Raw genomic sequence first — 20,382 nt, forward strand, 5'->3', positions numbered from 1 at the left:
CGCCATAAGAGCTGCGACGGGGCAGCAAATACTTGTGATGGAGGCGTGTGTCGATGTCGTCTGGATCCAGCGTGGAGGATCAGCCCCTTTCCATGGAAGGCGTGGAAGGCTTCATTGGGGACTACTACCAGCATCTGGCCGAGGAGGACGCGCGGAGCTACCCCCGCGAGGTGCTCGTGGCGCGGGCGGACAACCATCGTGAGGTCGCCTCAGTACGCCGCCCCGGCCAGGCTAAGACCGCCATCGTGGACGAGGAGGACAGCAGCGTCGTCTACGTCGTCACGGATGACATGCCTTTCCTGGTCGACTCGGTTAACGCGGAACTGGTCCGCCAGCATGCCGCCATCAAGCTCGTGGTCCACCCGCTCATTGTCGCCACGCGCAACAAGGAGACCGGGAACCTCGTCAAGGTCAACAGGGTCCCTGCCCATATTGGTATCTCCAGCGGTGATACGGCTGCGATGCCCAGCGTGTCACACCTGATTGCCCAGGGTGAGGACGCGTCGCACATGGAGTCCTGGATTGCCGTCGAAATCAACCGCATTTCGGAGGATGCGAAAAGCTCCCTCCTCGAGGGCCTGAACCGGGTGCTCAACGACGTGCGCGCCGCGGTGGAGGACTGGCCCAAAATGCGCCAGAAGGCCCGCCAGATTTCCGAAAGCCTTGACCAGGTGGCCAACCCTGCGCAGATCGCCGAACTGCGGCAGGCGAAGGATCTCCTGCGCTGGCTTGACGACGGTAATTTCACGTTCCTTGGCTATCGGGAGTACGACCTCGTTACTGTCGACGGCGAAGACGTCCTTGAACTTCGCGAGGACAGTGGGCTGGGGCTTTTGCGCGCAGCAGCTGACTCGCCGCACATCCAGCACCTGACGGACACCGGGCGGAAAAAGGCGCGCGAAAAGCGGGCGCTGGTCATCACCAAGGCGAATTCCCGTTCCACCGTCCACCGTTCCGCTTACCTGGATTACATCGGGGTCAAAAGTTTCGACGCCGCCGGCAACGTCAACGGCGAGCGCCGTTTCATTGGACTCTTCGCCACCAGCGCCTACACCGGATCGGTCCGCAACATTCCGATCGTCCGGGAGAAAGTGGATGCCGTCCTGCGCAGTGCCGGCTTCCCGCCGGATTCCCACTCCGGCAAGGACCTCCTGGGCATCCTCGAAACCTACCCCCGCGACGAGCTGTTCCAGATCGAAGTCCCCGACCTGGCCGCTACTGCCATGGGAATCCAGAAGCTGCAGGAGCGCCGGCGGACCCGGCTGTTCCTGCGGCCTGACATCTACGGCCGGTTCATGTCCGCCGTCGTCTACCTTCCCCGCGACCGGTACACCACCAACGTGCGCCTCCGGATTGAACAGGAGCTTCGGGAGACGTTCCAGGCAGTGTCCATCGACTACGAGGCACGGATGACGGAATCGGCCCTCGCCCGGTTGTTCTTCCGCATACGCCTGCCGAAGAATGCCGACGTCAACCACGTCAACACGGCGGAACTGGAGAAGCGGCTGGTCCGGGCCGCCCGCTCCTGGAGTGAAGGAATCGCCGAGGTCCTGCGCGAGGGCCGGGACGCCGAGGAAGCAAAAGAGCTGGCGGCCATTTGGGCTGAAGCCTTTCCGGCGAGCTACCGGGTGGACTACGAGGTGGAGGACGCCCTTGAGGACATTGCCCGCTTTGAGAAGTACGGCGCGGCGGCGGAACGGGCTGTGGGCGCCCCGCAGGAACGGCCCGGCGTGCACGTCTACCTTCCGGAGGGTGCCGGGGCGACGCTGGAAGAGGACGCCCGGGTCAAGTTGTACATGCTTGAGCCCAAGAGCCTCAGCCAGATCCTGCCCTTCTTCCACAACCTGGGACTGGAGGTCCTGGACGAGCGGCCGTTTGAGATTGAAACGGCTGACCGCCGCGACTTCTTCCTGTACGACCTCGGCTTGAAGTACCCGGCCGGAGTGGACCCCGTCTCCACCGGCGAGCTGCTGGCCGATTCCTTCAGCGCTGCCGTCACCGCCGCTGCGGAATCGGATGCTTTCGACCGGCTGGTCCTGCGCGAATGCCTGCACTGGCGCCAGATCACGGTACTCCGGGCGTACGCCCGCTACATGCGCCAGATGGGCAACAGCAATTCCTTCGGCTTCATGGCCGACACCCTGCTGGCCAACCCCGACGTCACGCGGAACCTCATCGCTCTTTTCACGGCGCGCTTCGATCCTGTACTCACGGAGGAGGAGCGGCTGGACGCGCAGGAGACGGTGCGCCGGGAACTGGACGCGTCCATCGAGAAGGTGGCAACGCTCGACGCCGACCGCGTCCTTCGCACCTTCGCCAACCTGATCGAGGCCACGCTTCGGACCAACTACTACCAGAACAAGCGGCACCTGAGCTTCAAACTGGATCCTTCCCGCATCGACGGACTGCCCTTCCCGCGGCCCATGTTTGAGATTTGGGTGTACGCACCCCGTGTTGAGGGTGTTCACCTCCGTTTCGGCAAGGTGGCCCGCGGCGGGCTGCGCTGGTCCGACCGGCGCGAGGATTTCCGTACCGAGGTCCTGGGCCTCGTCAAAGCACAGACCGTGAAGAACGCTGTCATCGTGCCCACCGGCGCCAAGGGCGGATTCTTTGCCAAGCACTTGCCGGATCCTTCCGTGGACCGCGCCGCATGGATGGCTGAGGGAGTCGAGAGCTACAAGACCTTCATCAGCGGCCTGCTCGACCTGACCGACAACCTCGTGACTGAAGGCGACAGCGAAAGGCTCGTGCCGCCGTCGAACGTTGTCAGGCACGACGACGACGATTCCTACCTTGTGGTCGCGGCTGACAAGGGCACCGCAACGTTCTCAGACATCGCCAACGGCCTGGCGGCGGAGTACGGGTTCTGGCTTGGTGACGCCTTCGCGTCCGGCGGGTCGGTTGGCTATGACCACAAGGCCATGGGGATCACCGCCCGCGGGGCATGGGAATCCGTGAAGCGGCACTTCAGCGAGCTGGATCTTGATACCCAGACCCAGCCGTTCACAGTGGTGGGCGTCGGGGATATGTCCGGCGACGTCTTCGGCAACGGAATGCTGCTCTCGAAGCACATCCGCCTTATCGCCGCGTTCGACCACCGCCACATTTTCCTCGACCCCGACCCGGACGAGGAGACCTCCTTTGCTGAGCGGCAGCGGCTTTTCGAGTTGCCAAGGTCTTCCTGGGACGACTACGACAAGTCCCTTATCAGCGAGGGCGGCGGAGTCTATCCCCGGCAGGCCAAGTCCATTCCGGTATCCGCACAGGTCCGCACGGCTTTGGGACTTCCGCCGGAAACGGCGGAACTCAGCCCGCCCGAACTCCTGCGGGCCATCCTGCTGGCACCTGCCGACCTGCTGTACAACGGCGGCATCGGCACGTATGTCAAGGCCAGCACCGAGACCAACGCTTCGGTGGGGGACAAGGCGAACGACGCCATCCGCGTGGACGGCCGGGACCTGCGCGTCAAGGTGGTCGGCGAAGGCGGCAACCTCGGCATGACCCAGCGCGGCCGCATTGAAGCTGCCCTGCAGGGAGTCATTCTCAATACGGACGCCATCGATAACTCGGCCGGGGTCGACTGCTCCGACCACGAGGTCAACATCAAGATCTTCGTGGACCGTATGGTTGCTGCTGGGAAGCTGTCGGCAGAGGAACGCCCCGGTTTCCTGGCGTCGATGACGGACGAGGTGGCGCGCCTGGTGCTGGAAGACAACATTGACCAGAACATCCTGCTGTTGAATGACCGGACCAAGGTGGCGGAGTGGAGCCCCAGCTACGAGCGGCTGATGGACTGGCTCGAAAAATCCGCGGACCTGAAGCGGGACCTCGAGGCACTGCCCACCACCGAGTCCTTGCGCGAGAGGCTCCAGCAGGGCCAGGGCCTGACGTCACCGGAGCTCTCGGTGCTGGCGGCTTATGCCAAGATCGAGCTGACATCGGCGCTCCTCGACAGCGACCTTGCCGACGACCCCTGGTTCCGGCAGACCCTCCGGGCCTACTTCCCGCAGCAGCTGCGGGAGCGGTTCGACGCCGAGCTGGACAGCCATCCGCTGCGCCGGGAAATCATCGCGACCGTGGTGGCCAATGACATGATCAACCTGGGCGGCATCACCTTTGCCTTCCGGGTCATGGAGGAAACGTCCGCCAGCGAGGTTGCCGTTGCCAAGGCCTTTGTCGCCCTGCGGGAGATTTACGAGCTCGACGCCATGGTTGCCGAGCTGAACAGCCTGCCCGCCTCCTTCCCGACCGAGCACTGGAGCACGGTGCACCTGGACATCCGGCGGCTGCTGGACCGCGCTGTCCGGTGGCTCCTGACCCAGGGCACCGTGTCCCGGCCCATCGCCGACGTCGTGTCCGAATTCAAGCCCCTGATGGACCCCATGCGCGCCCGCCTGCTGGACTACCTGCGCGGCGACGACCGCGAACGCGTGGCAGGCTGGCTGGAGAAGGGCCGCGAATGGGAGCTTCCCGAAGGGCTCGCCGTTCGGTGGGCGGAGCTCTTCGAGAGCTTCGTGCTGCTTGACATCGCCAAAATTGCCCGGGTCCGCAAGGACCCCGTGGAAGAGATTGCGGCCGTCTACTACACGGTGTTCAACCGCTTCCATGCGGACTCGCTGCTCGAACGGATCAGTGCCCTGCCGCGGCAGGACAGGTGGCAGGCGCTGGCCAGGGCTGCGCTCCGGGACGACCTGTATTCCACGGTTTCGGATATGACGACGGCGGTGCTGGACGCGACGTCCGCTGCGAACGCACCGGAGGCCCGGCTCAAGGAGTGGGAGGCCATGAACGCCGAGCAGCTGGGGCGCGCCAAGAACATGTTCGATGAGGTCAACGCCCTCGAGTCGGACGATATGGCCTCACTGTCGGTAGCATTGAGGCTCTTGAGGTCAATCGTCCGACGCTAGCAAACCGGCGTCGCAAATGGAGGTGCAGTGGCAATCTTTACGGACCCCATCAGGGAGCATGCTGATTTCGGGCCGGGCGATGCCGAATGGCTGCACCTCCTGGTGGGGGACTGGCAGATGGTCGCGGACCTGGCGTTCGCCGACCTGGCACTGTGGTTTCCCCACCCGGACTATGGGTACGTCGCGCTGGCGCACGTCCGGCCCTCCACCACGCACACGGTGTTCCATGGGGACTTTGTGGGCGAGGGGATCCGGTCGGACCTGCGCCCGCTCGTGGACAAGGCCTGGAACAGCCGCGCCATTGAGCGGTCCAGCGAGACCAACTGGAGCAGCGACATGGCACTCCGCGTTGAGGCGGTGCCCATGGTCCGCAACGGCCGGACGCTTGCCGTGGTCACCACCCACATGGACCTGTCCAGCTCCCGGATGCCATCGCGCCTGGAGCTGACTTACCGACAGTGCGCCTATGACCTCCTCCGCATGGGGACGCTTGGGTTGTGGCCCGACTTCGCCTCACCCACGGGATCACGTCGGGGTGCGCCCCGCGTTGGGGACGGGCTGATCCGGCTCGACGCCGAGGGCGTGGTGCAGTACGCGAGCCCCAATGGCGTCTCTGCGTTCCGGCGGCTTGGCGACGGGGAATCGCTGGAGGGCCGCTCCCTCGCGGAGGTCACCGCCAGCCTGCTGAAGGACCGGCGCATGGTGGACGAGACACTGCCATTGGTGGTCACCGGCAGGATGCCGTGGCGCAGTGAAATCGAATCGCGCGGCGTCAGCCTGTCCTTGCGGGCCATTCCGCTCCGCGACGAACAGCAGCGTTTCGGCGCCCTGGTCCTGTGCCGGGACGTTTCCGAGCTGCGGCGCCGCGAGATGGAGCTGGTGACCAAGGACGCCACCATCCGGGAAATCCACCACCGGGTGAAGAACAACCTCCAGACCGTGGCAGCGCTCCTGCGGATGCAGTCCCGCCGCATGGTCAGCGAGGAGGCCAAACAAGGCCTGGAGCAGGCAATGCGCCGGGTGGCAACCATAGCGCTGGTCCACGAGACCCTCTCCCAGGGGCTGACGCAAAGTGTTGATTTCGACGAGCTCATTGGACGCCAGTTCAGGCTGTCCGCGGAGGTGGCGTCGCCCTCGCAGCAGGTCAGGACGGAGCGCTCCGGAACCTTCGGTGAGCTGCCCAGCGATCTGGCGACGCCGCTTGCACTGGTCATCAATGAGTTGGTAACCAACGCCGTCGAACATGGCCTTGAGGGCCGCGCCGGCACGGTGTGGCTGGTCGCCGACCGCTCAGAAGGGGAAGACGGCGAAGAACTCACCGTGACCATTGCCGACGACGGCGTTGGCCTACCCGAGACACCACACGTTGAGGGCCTTGGCCTGCAGATCGTGCGGACCTTGGTGACCAGCGAACTGGGCGGGACCATTCAGTGGCAGCCGCGCGAGGGCGGCGGCACTGCCGTCCGGATCCGGCTGAGCCTGGCGGGCAAGTAACTGCTTAAACTGACAGCCCCTGTTGCAACTGTAAGGTTGCGGCAGGGGCTGTCGGTTTGCTTTTCGCGCGATCAGGAAGCGCGGCGTGCGCGGGCTGCCCGGCGTTTCAGGGCGCGGCGCTCGTCTTCGCTCATGCCACCCCAGACACCGGCATCCTGGCCGGACTCGAGTGCCCACTGCAGGCAGGTGTCCACTACCGGGCACCGGCGGCAGACGCTTTTGGCTTCCTCGATCTGCAGGAGGGCGGGCCCGGTGTTTCCGACGGGGAAGAACAGTTCCGGGTCCTTATCCAGGCACGCTGCGCGGTTACGCCAATCCATGCTGATCAATTGCTCCATTTCTGGGAAGAGCCCTTTGTGAAATAATTCACTAGTAGCTACAAAGGAAAAGGGCCCGGCAGGGCCCCCTTGGTCATCTGAATCAAGCCTGTCATGTTAACGCTGTGTAAACAAGGGGTAATAACGCCTTATATCCCCTGAACGCTGAGCGATACATCACACTGGCCGCACCCGCCTTCACCAATGTCCGACTATGTCCGGTAGGGTGCCAGTGTGTCAAGACCCCCGGAAAACCCTGCCCAGTCTCCATTCCCTCCGGATGAACCGCGGCCAGGGCCCCGTGACCGCGGCGGCGCAACGCGTGGAGCGCCCGCACCGGTGTTGGTCGTGGCACTCATTGTCGCTGCGGAAGCCACGGCACTGCTGGTTGCTGCCGGCTGGTACGGCTACCAGCTGCTGACGGGAAGTCCGGTCCTGTCCTTATGGGGAGCTGTCTTCACGCTGGTGCTGCTGCTTGCATTCGCGGCCTGGCTCTACTCCGTCGCGGTGTTTCTCCATCGCGGCTACCGCTGGACCCGGGCGGCAGCCCTTGTGGCCCAGCTGTTTGTGTTGACCATCGGATTTCCGACGATGACGGGGGGTCTTGTTGTGGCCGGCCTGGCCATGCTGGTGCCGGCGGTCGCCGCGATCATTCTCCTGTTCCACAGCAAGGTGATCAGCTTCGCGTCACGCACGGGAAGTGCTCCGCCCACTCTTTAGCTGGAATGCCTGGGCCCGTGATCCTCGCACACCTATGGACCTTTCGCTGCCACCCCAGGGAGTTTGGATGGCAGTGGCACGGCCGCCGGTGATATGGACTGCACGGCCCGGTGGCGGCGACGGCTCCACTTCGAAGCGCACCCCAAAGACGTCCCCATCAGAAACAGTGCGAGGGCACAGCAAGATTCCGGTGCCGCTCGCGCGGGCGCGCATCATCAGCGGGACGCGCTGCAAGAGCAGGGGACTGAAGGCCGCTGTCAGGATCACCGCCATGCCCAGCTCCTGCAGTTCGCCCAAGTCGCGCAGCGTTGTGGGTGACATCAGGTCTGCATCATCGGCGAGGAGTACCGTATCTTTGGCCAGCCGGCCCGCACGCGCTGCTGCCAGGGTCTCAGCCCACGGCATGGCTCTGTCGTCGCCGGTGTCTTCGGCACGGGGGGAGAGCCAGCGCCGCCCGGGATGCAGGGCCTGCAGGCTCGTGAGGAAATTGGTTTTGCCGCTGCCCGGACTGCCGAGGACTGCGAGTACGGCTCCTGCCTGCAACCGGCAGGAAACGGGCGCCGGTTCGTCACCGCCCACTCCGATGAGCAAGTCCAGCTGTGCTTGCCTGTGCCCTGCCATATCTGGTGCAGCGGCGCCGCTGGGGCCGCCCGCCAGGCCGTTGATCTCCGCTGTGGTGATTCGTTCCGGCAACGGTTCCACCCGGAAAGGGGACTTTTCGTCTTGGTGCCCTGCGCTGGCGGCCGCCAGTGCATCGTACTGGTCGTGGCCTGTGGCCGGGCGGTAGAGCTGGCAAACCGCCGGGCCACCATGCGAAACCGGCCCAAAAGCCACCGCCCTGCCTCTTACGGCCGCAGTGGAGGGCATGCGGGGCCATGCCAGCCTGCTGTCGTCGTTTGAGTCTGCAGGGAAGTAGAGCCGGTTGGGAAGGGCTCCACTGAATCTTGCGTGCACCAGTTCCCGGTTTCCGCTGATCATTACGGTAATCCCGGCCCGCGCCCCGTCCCTGACGAGATCGTGCACGAGGTCTTCCGCGGGCGCCAGCGGCCCCGCCCTGAAGGCAGACACCCAGGAACCCCATCCGGAGACCATGAGGACCAGCGGTACGGCATCGTGATCGGGACGGCTGAGCCGGTGGGCAAGTTCCTCCGCCAACCGTTCCAGGACCCGGACCGCGCGTCGAAGTTCGTGCAGGCCGGTGACTGCACCCACCCGTGCATGTCCGGCCGCGGAGTGGAACGTTCCGGTACTGTCCAGGAGATAGCAGAAAACCATACTTGGCTGGGCCAGCAGGCGCCGCACGGCGAGCTGCAACGCGTCGCCGGCGCCGGAGCCGGGCGCACCTATCAGTGCGATGTGTCCGTCTCTGACGGGACCCCATGTCAGTGGCTCCAGGCGTTGTGCATCGGGCAAGTCCATCAGGCCCAGCTGTAGCGTCCACTTCCGCTCTCGAGCATGAAATACGCTGCTGGCCTCATAATCCGTCAGAGGCTCCTCGATATCCTGCGGCAGGGGCGGGGCAACGGGAGCGCGTGGTGGAGCTCCCTGCCTGGCTGCCCAGGTGTCGCAGATCAGGGTGACCATGGGAGTGGAAGCGTTCACTGGTGTTGGTAGTCCGTCGCTCTCTCCGTGGGACGGGCCGGATATGAGGTAGTCAGTGGCCAGCTGCACGGAGATGTCGTCGGCATCTGCCGTAGCCTGGACCCGCCCCGTTGTTGCTGCCTGGAATTCCTGGGGCGGTTCCGTGCCGCGGGCCAGGAAGGCGCGCCCCGGCGTCCCGATGCTGATGGCTGATGCTGCTTTGGTGCCGATGATGTCGACCGACTCCATCTCCGACTGGACCCGCAGGGCGATGCTGGTGGTGACGTTGGCGCGGATGTCCGCCGTCAGGGCTCCCTGCGGCCTTTGGGTTGCCATCACCAGGTGGATACCGAGGGACCGGCCGATGGCGGCAATCCGCAACAGTTCGCGGAGCACTTCAGGCGAGTGATCTACGAGCATTCGGAATTCATCGATGATGATGACCAGGTGGGGGAGCGCGAAACCTTTCGCAGCCCCCGTGGAACGGTAAGCGGCCAGGTCCGGGACCCGCGCAGCAGCGAGGGCTTCCTCCCGGAGTTTGATTTCGGCGCGCAGGGAGATGAGTGTCCGTTCAAGCTCCCCGCTTTTCAAGTCTGTGAGCAGTCCCACGCAGTGGACCAGCCCTGTCAAGGGACCGAGCCCCGAGCCGCCCTTGAAGTCGACAAAGAGGAAGTTGACCCGGTCCGGCGGATAACTGAGGGCAAGACCCAGGGTAAGGGTGCGGAGCAGCTCGGACTTGCCGGACCCGGTGGTTCCGGCCACCAGCAGGTGCGGCCCGTCGGCGTGCAGGTCCAGCATTGTGGTGCCGACGGCCCAGCGGCCCAGTGGCGCGGCAAGTCCGTCGTTGACCGCGCTCGCGTCCCAGCGGGCAGCAGTTTGCACTGCCGAGAGAGTCAGCAGCTCTTCCAAACCACAGGCGGTGGGGACATTCGGCTCAGCGCTGCCCGCCGGATAGGGGACAGCAGCCAGTTGGCGGCAGCAAGCGTTGAAAACGCCCACAGGTGCGAGGTCGGGGACGAAGACCACGTTTCCCTCCCGCCGTCGAAGGGTTGAACGGTTCTCTGACAGGGTGACATCCGCCGGCCGCGCTTTCGATCCGTTCGCCTGGAATTCCAGCACGTGCCACCCGTTCTGGATTGCAAGCCCGACCAGTGCCGCTGTTGTGGTCGCATCAGCGGGGGCCCGAGGAAGGACGAGCACACCTTGGCTGTGCTTGCTGTTCACTGCCTGTGTCAGCGCCTGGCGGCAAGCATCGGCCGTCGCCGTGAGCGTCACCTGCGGGAGATAGCGTGCGGCCAGGGGAAGGTTCCCGGGCTGCCCGTGAACAACAACCCGCATATGGCGGCAACGCGGGTAGCCGGACACTTGCATCAGGAGCGACCTGATCATCCCGTCGAGCACATGCGGGGTTCCTTGGAACACGGTCCGGGTACCGGACAGGCTAAAGAGGACGGGGACCTCTCCGGCGCTCGGCAGATTCACGGGCGTGGTCCCGCCGTTGATAGTGATGTTGGCCGATTGATTTGCCTGTCCGAGCCGCAGGCATACGCCGCCCTCTTCCGGCAGCTGCGGTGGTGGACGCTTGGCTTGTCCCAAGGCGAGTACGAGGGTGGCAAGGGAAGGGCCGGAGGCCATGCGCCGTTCCCGGTCCTGGTGTACGGCATCCTTCACCGCTGCAGCGAACTCCCGTTGCTGGCGCCTGCCGGCGAGGAGGGGGATCAGGAGGGCGAAGGCGGAAGTTGCAGCAAATGCGAGAAACATCCACATACCGGTGAACACAGCGAGGCCGACTCCAATGGCCAGCGGCAAGGCCGCGGTGACGAGAAGAGCTCCTCTGCCGCTGGGCGCGTTCCGGCCCGGGATGGCGATAGGTTCCTTGACCGGCGCTCCCGCCCTGATGAGAGCTATGTCCGGAACATCGGTGAACATGAGGGACATGGTCGTGTTTCCGCACCGGATCGATGAACCGGTGGTTACAGCCGCATTCCGGACTTGCTCGCCGTTAACGTATGTGCCGTTCGCGCTGTCCAGGTCTTCGATGAAGATGTCTTTGTCCGTCACTACAAGACGGGCATGGTGCCGGGACAGTTCCGCGTCCGCAATAACAACGGTCGCGTCACTTCGGCCGAGCGTATAGACGCCCCGCCGCAAAGGCATGACGATGCCGGCGCCCGCACCCGTGTGGACAGCCAGCGCAAGCGGGGCGGCCGATGTGCTCTCTGGGCGCCGGTTCCGTTGTTTCCGGCGCAAAGGTGCCGCGCCGCCGTCGAGCAGTACTGCGCCGTTCACGAACGGTGCCGTCCCAAGGCGCAGGGACCGCAGGTCCTCACCATTAACGGTGATTGAACCTGTGCCGAACTTTTCCTCGAGATGCTCACAGACATCGGCTCCCGAAGCACCTTCCGGAGCGTCAATGGTCAGTTCGAGCGGTCCGGCCGGCAGATGCGACTCAGGGCCGCGAACCAGTGTGCAATGCAGTGTCATGGATGCAGATCCTTAATGCCTGTGCATCCAAGCTAGCTCTCAGAACGTGCCGCCAGACCTGCGGATTGCCCTATGTGGACAACGCAACCTCGTGCTGGTTTGCCGTCACCAACCCCCGTCTATGTCCGCTGCATACAAGCCTCGACAGCTCCAGTTTCGAAAATGTCCTGGTGAGCAGTATCTCCACCAGTGCGGAGATTCCGACGGTTTGTGACAAGACGCCAGGGTGCGTGGCACGCGGCGGGACAGCCATTGCGGTAGGAGACAGGAGCGTATGTGCCCGCAGACCGAAACGCGTTACAAGGATTGACGGATTCCTGCCGAAGGGACGTGTCTATGACCTAGCTGCCGTTGTGGCAAAGCGATACATGAAGGCAGCCATAACGTCCCGGGATACGGCGATGATGGGCCGGTAGGTCTTTGTTCCGTCGGTTTCGTTCCAGCCGTTGCTGATGCCGTTTGAGGCGAGCCAGGCGATTTCCTTGTAGAAGACGTGGCTGGTGGCTACGTCGGTGAAGGGTGAATTTGCGGGCGGGCTGTAAGCAGGACTCCCGGCCAGTCGGTACATGAAGGCGGCCATTACGTCCCGGGATACGGCGATGGTGGGCCGGTAGGTCTTTGTTCCGTCGGTTTCGTTCCAGCCGTTGCTGATGCCGTTTGATGCGAGCCAGGCGATTTCCTTGTGAAAGACGTGGCTGTTTTCGACGTCAGTAAATGGGCGGATCGTAGCGGGTGGCGAGCTGATGGAGGCTGGTGTGTAGCCGGGCTTCGAGCCTGTGATGATGACGGCGATTTCCTGGGCCAAGTCGACCTGCCTCACGGTGTAATCCCGATTGGTGGCCAGTGGGATAGCCGTCCCGTTCCTGGTCCACTGGTAGGAGAAGGTAACGGGAGTGGGAGCCCACGAGCCCTCGTCGGCACTAAGGGTTTGTCCGATGGCTGCTGTAGGGGCGAGCGCAGGCGTGCCGGTGGTGAGGGTCTGGGGAGCGGGCGCAGGCGTAGGTGAAGACAGCGGCAGAGCGTCAAGGGCGGCGTTTGCGTCCACTATGCCTGCGCCGCACTCGTCGGTGCTGCAACCTGCCGGCACGGGCCGTGCGGTACTTTTCAGGGTTGTTTCTATCTGGCCCGGCGTTAGTGTAGGGTCGGCGGCGAGCATCAGGGCCGCGACACCTGCCACGTGCGGGGCTGCCATGGACGTGCCCTGCAGATACGCATAACTTTCTAATCCGGGCGTGGTTGTTCCGCTGTTCCAGGTGGAGGCAATGCCGTTGGAGCCGTGACTGTCCATTGATCCCCCCGGCGCACTGATATCCAATCCCGGGCCGTGATTCGAGTAGGGGGCGCGTGCGCCTTCCCTGTCGGTGGCGCCAACGGAGATGACGTTGTTGCAGTTGGCAGGTGCGGAGTTGGCGACCGGCTGGGCCTCGTTGCCGGCTGCCACCACTACTGCCGCTCCTTTGGTAGCCGCGTAGGTCATCACGTTCTGGAGTGTGGTGCTGCACGTCGCGGTGGCACCAATGCTCAGGTTTACCACCCTCGCTGGCGTCGGGTTTGCCGGAACACCCGTGACCGTTCCCCCCACAGCCCAGGTGACTGCGTCGGCAATATCGCTCATATATCCGCCGCATGAACCCATGGCCCGGATGGGTTGTACCTTTGCCCCATACGCGACGCCTGCGATTCCAACACCATTGTTGGTTCCGGCAGCTACGGTCCCCGTGACATGTGTCCCATGCCAGGACGAGCTCGTGCTGCCGCACCAGTCACCCTCGTCCTGAGGATTGTCATCGCGGCCGTCATCGTCATGCGCCATAGCAGGGTCCGTGATGAAGTCAAAGCCCGGGACAGTACGTTCTGTCAAATCGCTGTGGGCAGTGATTCCGGAGTCGATAACGGCGACAATCTGCCCGGATCCGTTGGAGCGGGACCAGGCACCAGGAGCCCTGATACCTCCGCGATCCTCGAAAAGGTCCCATTGCAGTTGATAAAGGGGGTCATCGGGGGTGGTAGCCGGTCGAAAAAATGTATCAATTTCTGCATACTCAACACCGGGCGAAACCGCGAGTTCGGCGATGAATCGTTTCGCTTCAATGTCGCTGAGCTGAGTGGCCGACCTTACGACAGCCAGGTTCCCGTTAGCCTCCCTTACTTCATGGACGCCGATGCCCAGTTTGCGCGCTGCCTGGCGATAAGCGTTGCCCCGCTCCGTCCGGCTCGGTTTCTTCCCGTGCGATGTTGCTTCAAACTTTACGATGAACCGATCTTCCGGATCGAACCCGAGTGGCAAAGATCTGCTCAAAGCTTCGGGTCTCACATCAACAGGCGGGGAAGGGGGCTGCCCTACCGCCGGCATAGCGGGCAACTGCGGGAAGAACAGGGCTGAAAGGGTGATACCCAAGCACACGGCCAGGCGGCGGAAGACTGCTTGCATAGTAGGTCCTTCAGGATCATGACACGAGTCGCGGTGAGACCAAGCCGGCTGGAGCTGATCACTAATGCCATCACTAATGGTCCAGTGTTTGCTGGCTTCTGTAAACTCGGATTGACAAACAGAGTTGTGCCTTTGACAAGACCCTGAGGGGCAGCAGCGCGGGCTTGGTAAGCTAGTGGCCCATGTCTTTCTACCTGATCTCTCCTGCTGGAAACCCAAACTACGGTGATGAACTTATCGCCGCGGGATGGCTCAGGTATTTAGCAGAGACTCGGCCCGAGACGGATGTATGGCTCGACTGCCCGAACCCTGGACTGGCCACGGAACTATTCCATGGGATGCATCCCCGCCTGCACACCACCAACACTCTGTGGCGGGCTTGCTGGGAGGCCGCCTCCACCGGTCCGGGCTTTGTGATGGACAGGGTGGTTCATCTTGTGAGGAACTACGGGTCTCCAGCTTATGATCTCGGCATTGATCGCCTTCGATCCATGGAAAGCATCCATGTTCTTGGCGGTGGATATCTCAACAGCCTCTGGCCCGCAAATGCAGGCGTAATTGCCGGTGCGGCCGCTGTTCGATCCCTTACCGGCGCGAAGCTCTATGCCACCGGACTTTCGGTAGTTCCACTGCTCACAGGCACGTACAGCGCCGAAGGCCGTGATCTGATAGGACTGCTACGGAGCTTTGACCACGTAACAGTCCGCGACGAAGAGTCCGCCTCGGTCCTGGGCCTTCCTCTGGGCCTGGACGATGCCTTCCTTGCAGCAGAGCACGAACTCCGGAAGGGACTAGCCCGTGGGGGTGCTGATCTCGTGGTGTGCCTGCAAAATGACCTCCAGACAAAGGGGCAAAGCGAGGAGACGTTGGAACGGGCGCGAGGAGTGGTGGAGGCAGCCGTGGCCGAAGGCAAAACCGTCTAGTACGTAGAAGCCATTCCGGGAGTGGACTGGGCCGGATACGATGCCCTTCGGGACCTGCTCAGCCCGGAGGCGTTCATTCCCTTCATCTCCGTCTGGCGGGACGGGCTCCCGCTTAAACCGAACCAGTCCTGGCTGACAACACGCTTCCATCTGCATTTCATGGGCGCGGCTGCGGGCGCCGTTGGCACCGCGATCAGCGTAAAGGAAGGCTATTACGACGTGAAGCATGGTTCGTTGCTCAGATTGGGGACGGGCTGGTCCTCGAACATAACCCTGGCAGCAGGCAGTTCCGTCACAGGTGTTCCCGAAACAGGCACTGCCACCTTTTCGGCCCGCTTGGGAGCAAGGATCGAGCAAAAGCTGGATGAGGCCCGGGAGCTCTACCCACAGATCCAGGCCGAAGAATCAACGTCCATCCCCAGCTTTGGCAACACCGCTGTACGACTGCTTCGAGGGATCCGCGCTGCCGTTACGGCTTAGGATCTACTGCCTCAAGCCTTACCCCTTAGCCAGTAACTCCCGACCGACTGTCCCACCTGTGGGAGAGCCCTGATTCGACGTGCTGCATGCTGCCTCGGGTAGGCTAGAGCAGCAGACAATGCACATCATTGCGCTGCCCGCAATCAAACCAGGAGATTTTGTGACCGCTGACCTTGTCATCGTAGGGTCTGGCTTTTTCGGCCTGACAATCGCAGAAAAGGCCGCTTCGGAGCTCGGGCTGAAGGTCGTTGTCATCGACCGACGCCACCACATCGGCGGTAATGCCTACAGCGAAAAGGAAGAACAGACAGGTATTGAGGTGCACCGCTACGGTGCCCACCTGTTCCACACCTCCAACGAGCGCGTGTGGGAGTACGTTAACCGCTTCACCACGTTCACGAATTACGTGCACAAGGTCTACGGCGTGCACAAGGGCGAGGTCTACTCCCTGCCGATCAACCTGGCTACCATCAACCAGTTCTTCCGGGCCAACATGACCCCGGGCCAGGCCCGTGAACTGATCCAGGAACAGGCCGGCGAGCTGGCAGGCACCGATCCGCAGAACCTGAACGACAAGGGCATCCAGCTGATCGGCCGTCCCCTCTACGAGGCGTTCATCAAGCACTACACCGGCAAGCAGTGGCAGACGGACCCGAAGGATCTGCCTGCCGGCATCATCTCGCGGCTCCCCGTGCGCTACAACTACGACAACCGGTACTTCAATGACAAGTACGAGGGTCTGCCCACCAACGGGTACACGGCCTGGATTGAGAAGATGGCGGAGCACCCGAACATCGAGGTGCGCCTGAACACTGACTTCTTTGACGAGTCGCACGAGTACAGCAAGAACAAGGTGGTCGGAAAGATCCCCGTGGTGTACACCGGTCCCGTTGACCGCTACTTCGACTACGCCGAAGGCGACCTCTCCTGGCGCACCATCGACTTCGAGGAAGAAGTCCTCGACATGGAGGACTTCCAGGGCACTTCAGTTGTGAACTACAACGACGACGACGTCCCCTACACCCGTGTCATCGAGCCCCGCCACTTCCACCCGGAGCGGGACTACCAGACTGAGAAGACAGTCATCATGCGGGAGTTTTCGCGCTTTGCGGAAAAGGGTGACGAGCCGTACTACCCGGTCAATACCGCAGCGGACCGGGAGCGCCTGCTCAAGTACCGCGACCTCGCCGCAGCAGAAAAGGACGTCCTCTTTGGCGGACGCCTCGGGACATACAAGTACCTGGACATGCACATGGCCATCGGTTCGGCGCTGAGCATGTTCGACAACAAGATCCGGCCGCACTTCGAAAGCGGCGTCAAGCTGGAAAGTGGAGGCGTGGACGCATGAGCGTAACCACGGACACCAAGAAGCAAAACGCCGCAAAGGTCGAGACAGCGGACAGCCACAGCGGGTGGCAAACCCTGCAGCGGGTGATTCTGCCCAGCGCCAGCCAGATGGACACGGTGCCCCTGTACATGGACATGGGTACTGCAACCGGCATTCAGCTCTCGACCGTGGGGGATCGGGACGGCAAGCCCACGAAGGCCCGGACCATCAGCAGTCCCAGCAAGGAAGCGCACGTAGAGGACTTTCTCTCACGCTTTTCCACGTCGGTCAGGTCGGGGGAAAGAGTTTCCTTCGGCAGCTACTTCAATGCCTTCCCTGCAAGCTACTGGAGGCGCTGGACGACGGTCGATAAAGTCCGCCTGCAGGTCCGCACCCAGGGCGCGGGCTCCGTCATCGTGTACAAGTCCAATGCGCGGGGTTCCCTGCAGCGCGTGGACACGCGCAGGGTTGAGGGAATCGCGGAAAACCATTTCGAGCTCACCCTTGCTCCCTTTGGCGACGGCGGGTGGTACTGGTTCGACCTTGTCGCAGGATCCGAGCCGCTGGTCATGCTGGATGCGGAATGGCAGGGGCCTGCCGTTGCCACAACACCTGGTTCCGTCACGCTTCAGATCACCACACTGAACAAGACGGAATTCTGCCTCAACAACCTGCGGCTGCTCGCGGCGACCGACGAGGCGCTGGCGTACGTCAAGGAAGTACTCATCGTCGACCAGGGCACGCAGAAGCTCACGGACGCCGAAGGCTTCGAAGACGTCAAGAAGTCGTTGGGCGGCAAGCTCCGAATCATCAACCAGGCTAACCTCGGCGGGTCCGGCGGGTTTGCACGGGGCATGTTTGAAGCAGTCGAAAATGGCAGCGACTACGTCCTCCTGATGGACGATGACGTAGTGGTAGAGCCTGAAAGCATCATTCGGTTGCTGACTTTTGCGGACAGGTGCAAGACCCCTACCCTGGTGGGCGGCCACATGTTTGACCTCTACAACAGGACCGTCCTGCATACTTTTGGGGAGGTTGTTAACCCTTACCGGTTCCAGCCCACGCTTCCGAGCGAGGACATGTACCTGGGGCATGACTTCCTCACCTCCAACCTGCGCCAGACGTCATGGCTGCACCGGCGGTGCGATGTCGATTACAACGGCTGGTGGATGTGTCTCATCCCGACCAAAGTGATTCGCGAAATCGGGCTCTCCCTTCCGCTGTTCATCAAGTGGGACGACTCCGAATATGGGCTGCGTGCAAAGGCTGCCGGCTATCCCACCGTTTCACTTCCCGGTTCTGCTGTTTGGCACGTTTCGTGGATTGATAAGGACGACCTGGTTGGCTGGCAGGCCTACTTCCATGCCCGCAACCGGGTAGTGGCGGCGCTCCTCCACAGTCCCTATGAGTTCGGCGGACGCGTCATCAAGGAATCGCAATACGCCGACGTTAAGCACCTGGTGTCGATGCAGTACGCAACTGCCCAGGGCCGGCAGTGGGCGCTGGAGGACGTGCTTAACGGGCCGGCTGGGCTGCTCGATCTGCTCGACAAGAAGCTGCCGCAGATTCGCCAGATGATGGCGGACTACTCGGATTCTGTGTTCCGTCCGGATCCCGAGGACTTCCCCGCGCCGAAAATGGATAAGCCGCCGCGGCGTGGCCATGGCCCGTCAAAGCCGTCGAAAATCACACTTCTCCCGTGGGCAGCAAAAACTGTCGTCCGGCAACTCGCCAGCCCGGTCAAGGGCACAAGTGCCGTGCGCCCACAAACCACCGTTGCACATCAGGACAACCGCTGGTGGCGTATGGCCCAGTATGACAGCGCAGTTGTTTCGAACGCAGAAGGAACGGGAGCCTCCTGGTATCGGCGGGATCCGAAACGGCTCCGTAAGATGCTGGCGGAAAGCGCCCGGCTGCACTCAGCCCTCCTGAAGGAATGGCCCGTCCTCAGCAAGAAATACAAGGCCGCTGTCTCCGAGCTGACGTCCATGGAGTCCTGGAGGAGGACGTTCGAGCAGCACACCCAGAACGAGGTTAAATGAGCGCAGTTGCTCAGGGAGAGCTAACCACTCCTGGCTTGGGCGGGGGCCTGCGTGATATCCGGCAGTCGGGCTTCCTGCTCAAGCTTCTGGTCCGCAAGGAGCTCAAGGTACGTTACCGTGGCTCGGTTCTGGGACTGCTCTGGTCCTACGTAAAGCCTGCCGTCCAGTTCATTGTGTTTTACATTGCTCTGGGTGTTTTCCTGGGCCTCGAGCGAAGCCCCAGGAACCCTGAAGGGCTGACCAATTACGCGGTATATCTGTTTTCGGGCATTGTGCTGATTAATTTCTTTTCGGAGGCATTGGGAAATGCTGCGCGGTCGATTGTCAATAACGGCAACCTGATCAAGAAGATCTACCTTCCCAGGGAATTGTTTCCTGTGGCTTCCGTCTGGGTGTCGGCTGTCCACTTCTTTCCACAGATGGTTGTGCTGTTGGTTGGGTGTATTATTGCCGGCTGGCGCCCGGACTTCGCCCAGATTCTGGCGGCTATCGCTGGTTTTGCTATTGTGGGAATGCTGGCCACCGGGCTCGGACTGTTATTCGGCGCGGTGAATGTCTACTTCCGCGATTCAGAAAATCTTGTAGACATGTTGCTGATGATTGCGACCTGGGCGTCCCCGGTCATGTACGCATGGAACATGGTTCAGGAGAAACTTGGAAGTGCGTGGTTTGCTGTGTACCAGGCAAATCCAGTGACGATTGGAGTGGAACTTTTCCACTACGCGTTCTGGTTTTCGACAACGGATGGTTCCGCGCCGATGCCGCCTAACCTGTTCGTGCTCTGGACACCTGTTGGGCTTGGGATAGCGCTACTGATCCTGGTGTTGGGCCAAATGACTTTCCGTCGGCTTGAGGGCCGCTTTGCCCAGGAGCTTTGAGTGGTAAATGCAATTGAAGTATCTGCTGTCAGCAAGCAGTTCGTCCTCCGGCACACCCGCTCCATAAAGGAGGCGGTTGTCTGGCTGATCAAAGGCCGCAAAGGGGATCTTTCCGAGAAGTTCCATGCCTTGAAAGACGTGACGCTGGACATCAAGACGGGCGAGACTGTCGCCTTGCTGGGACTTAACGGTTCTGGCAAGTCCACATTGCTCAAGCACATCTCCGGTGTGATGCTGCCCGATTCGGGATCCGTGAGAACGCGGGGCCGGGTCGCAGGGCTGATCGAAGTTGGGGCCGGCTTCCATCCTGACCTCTCCGGCCGCGACAATGTCTACCTCAACGGCGCCATTTTGGGTATGACCGAGAAGCAGATCCGCGAGCGTTTTGATGACATCGTGGAGTTCTCGGAAATCGGGCAGTTCATCGATACCGAGGTCAAGTTCTATTCTTCGGGGATGTATCTGCGTCTTGCCTTTTCAGTGGCTGTGCACACAGATCCTGAGGTGTTCCTCATCGATGAGATTCTGGCCGTTGGTGACGAGCCGTTCCAGAGGAAGTGCATTAGCAAAATCGAGGACCTCGCCCGGGACGGCAAGACGCTTGTGGTGGTGAGTCATGACCTTGACCTGGTATCGCGCATCTGCCGAAGGGGTGTGCTCCTCAACCACGGGGAACTGCTGTACGACGGGCCAATCGAAGAGGCGGTCAGGCTACTTCGGTCCTAGAAGGTATTGCTCTGGCAGAGCCCGCTACTGCGCCTAACCTTTTTGACTTTGCCGAAGTGACAGCGCCGTAGG

12 protein-coding genes are annotated in these 20,382 nt (G+C 62.4%); 9 read left to right on the forward strand and 3 right to left on the reverse strand.

Annotation, left to right across the window (positions count from 1 at the left end; genetic code table 11):
- Positions 1-53: 53 nt before the first annotated feature.
- On the forward strand, positions 54-4,907 hold the full coding sequence (locus tag FDW83_RS04515; RefSeq protein ID WP_138136384.1) for an NAD-glutamate dehydrogenase: 4,854 nt from the start codon (positions 54-56) through the stop codon (positions 4,905-4,907).
- A gap of 27 nt (positions 4,908-4,934) precedes the next feature.
- Entirely contained in the window at positions 4,935-6,401 is a 1,467-nt protein-coding gene (locus FDW83_RS04520) for a sensor histidine kinase (protein ID WP_138136385.1), read from the forward strand.
- Positions 6,402-6,472: 71 nt separating this feature from the next.
- Here FDW83_RS04520 and FDW83_RS04525 read toward each other — a convergent pair whose 3' ends face one another.
- Entirely contained in the window at positions 6,473-6,721 is a 249-nt protein-coding gene (locus FDW83_RS04525) for a WhiB family transcriptional regulator (protein WP_003804966.1), read from the reverse strand.
- A 345-nt stretch (positions 6,722-7,066) separates the two neighbouring features.
- Between FDW83_RS04525 and FDW83_RS04530 the strand changes: the two genes are divergently transcribed.
- Positions 7,067-7,438, forward strand: a complete 372-nt coding sequence (locus FDW83_RS04530) for a hypothetical protein (protein WP_138136386.1) — start codon at positions 7,067-7,069, stop codon at positions 7,436-7,438.
- Here the strand turns inward: FDW83_RS04530 and FDW83_RS04535 are convergent.
- Positions 7,406-11,503 carry an FtsK/SpoIIIE domain-containing protein gene (locus tag FDW83_RS04535; RefSeq protein WP_138136387.1) on the reverse strand — a complete coding sequence of 1,366 codons (4,098 nt, stop codon included), beginning with the start codon at positions 11,501-11,503 and terminating at the stop codon, positions 7,406-7,408. The two genes, FDW83_RS04530 and FDW83_RS04535, sit on opposite strands and share 33 nt — an antisense overlap.
- Before the next feature lie 334 nt (positions 11,504-11,837).
- Positions 11,838-13,934, reverse strand: coding sequence for a S8 family serine peptidase (locus FDW83_RS19370; protein ID WP_370281160.1), 2,097 nt, complete (start codon positions 13,932-13,934; stop codon positions 11,838-11,840).
- 182 nt (positions 13,935-14,116) lie between these two features.
- On the opposite strand from FDW83_RS19370, the gene FDW83_RS04545 reads away from it, so the two are divergent.
- From FDW83_RS04545 to FDW83_RS04570, 6 genes are all read left to right on the forward strand, one after another.
- Complete coding sequence (locus FDW83_RS04545) at positions 14,117-14,857, forward strand: polysaccharide pyruvyl transferase family protein (RefSeq protein WP_138136388.1); 741 nt, start codon at positions 14,117-14,119, stop codon at positions 14,855-14,857.
- A 21-nt stretch (positions 14,858-14,878) separates the two neighbouring features.
- Positions 14,879-15,337, forward strand: a complete 459-nt coding sequence (locus FDW83_RS04550; RefSeq protein WP_138136389.1) for a hypothetical protein — start codon at positions 14,879-14,881, stop codon at positions 15,335-15,337.
- Between the two features lie 160 nt (positions 15,338-15,497).
- Positions 15,498-16,685, forward strand: coding sequence for a UDP-galactopyranose mutase (gene glf / locus FDW83_RS04555; protein WP_138136390.1), 1,188 nt, complete (start codon positions 15,498-15,500; stop codon positions 16,683-16,685).
- Positions 16,682-18,706 carry a glycosyltransferase gene (locus FDW83_RS04560; RefSeq protein ID WP_138136391.1) on the forward strand — a complete coding sequence of 675 codons (2,025 nt, stop codon included), beginning with the start codon at positions 16,682-16,684 and terminating at the stop codon, positions 18,704-18,706. Before glf ends, FDW83_RS04560 begins: the two co-directional genes overlap by 4 nt.
- A complete protein-coding gene (locus FDW83_RS04565) occupies positions 18,703-19,584 on the forward strand; it encodes an ABC transporter permease (RefSeq protein WP_138136392.1) in 882 nt (293 codons plus the stop codon). Before FDW83_RS04560 ends, FDW83_RS04565 begins: the two co-directional genes overlap by 4 nt.
- Complete coding sequence (locus tag FDW83_RS04570; protein WP_138136393.1) at positions 19,585-20,310, forward strand: ABC transporter ATP-binding protein; 726 nt, start codon at positions 19,585-19,587, stop codon at positions 20,308-20,310.
- Positions 20,311-20,382 lie beyond the last annotated feature (72 nt).

Origin of the sequence: Pseudarthrobacter sp. NamE2 (assembly GCF_005796205.1) — a bacterium.
Taxonomy (GTDB): Bacteria; Actinomycetota; Actinomycetes; order Actinomycetales; family Micrococcaceae; genus Arthrobacter.

Coding starts and splice junctions, on each gene's coding strand:
- FDW83_RS04515 (WP_138136384.1), top strand. CDS start 54: ATGTCGTCTGGATCCAGCGTGGAGGATCAGCCCCTTTCCATGGAAGGC.
- FDW83_RS04525 (WP_003804966.1), bottom strand. CDS start 6,721: ATGGATTGGCGTAACCGCGCAGCGTGCCTGGATAAGGACCCGGAACTG.
- FDW83_RS04535 (WP_138136387.1), bottom strand. CDS start 11,503: ATGACACTGCATTGCACACTGGTTCGCGGCCCTGAGTCGCATCTGCCG.
- FDW83_RS19370 (WP_370281160.1), bottom strand. CDS start 13,934: ATGCAAGCAGTCTTCCGCCGCCTGGCCGTGTGCTTGGGTATCACCCTT.
- FDW83_RS04545 (WP_138136388.1), top strand. CDS start 14,117: ATGTCTTTCTACCTGATCTCTCCTGCTGGAAACCCAAACTACGGTGAT.
- FDW83_RS04560 (WP_138136391.1), top strand. CDS start 16,682: ATGAGCGTAACCACGGACACCAAGAAGCAAAACGCCGCAAAGGTCGAG.
- FDW83_RS04565 (WP_138136392.1), top strand. CDS start 18,703: ATGAGCGCAGTTGCTCAGGGAGAGCTAACCACTCCTGGCTTGGGCGGG.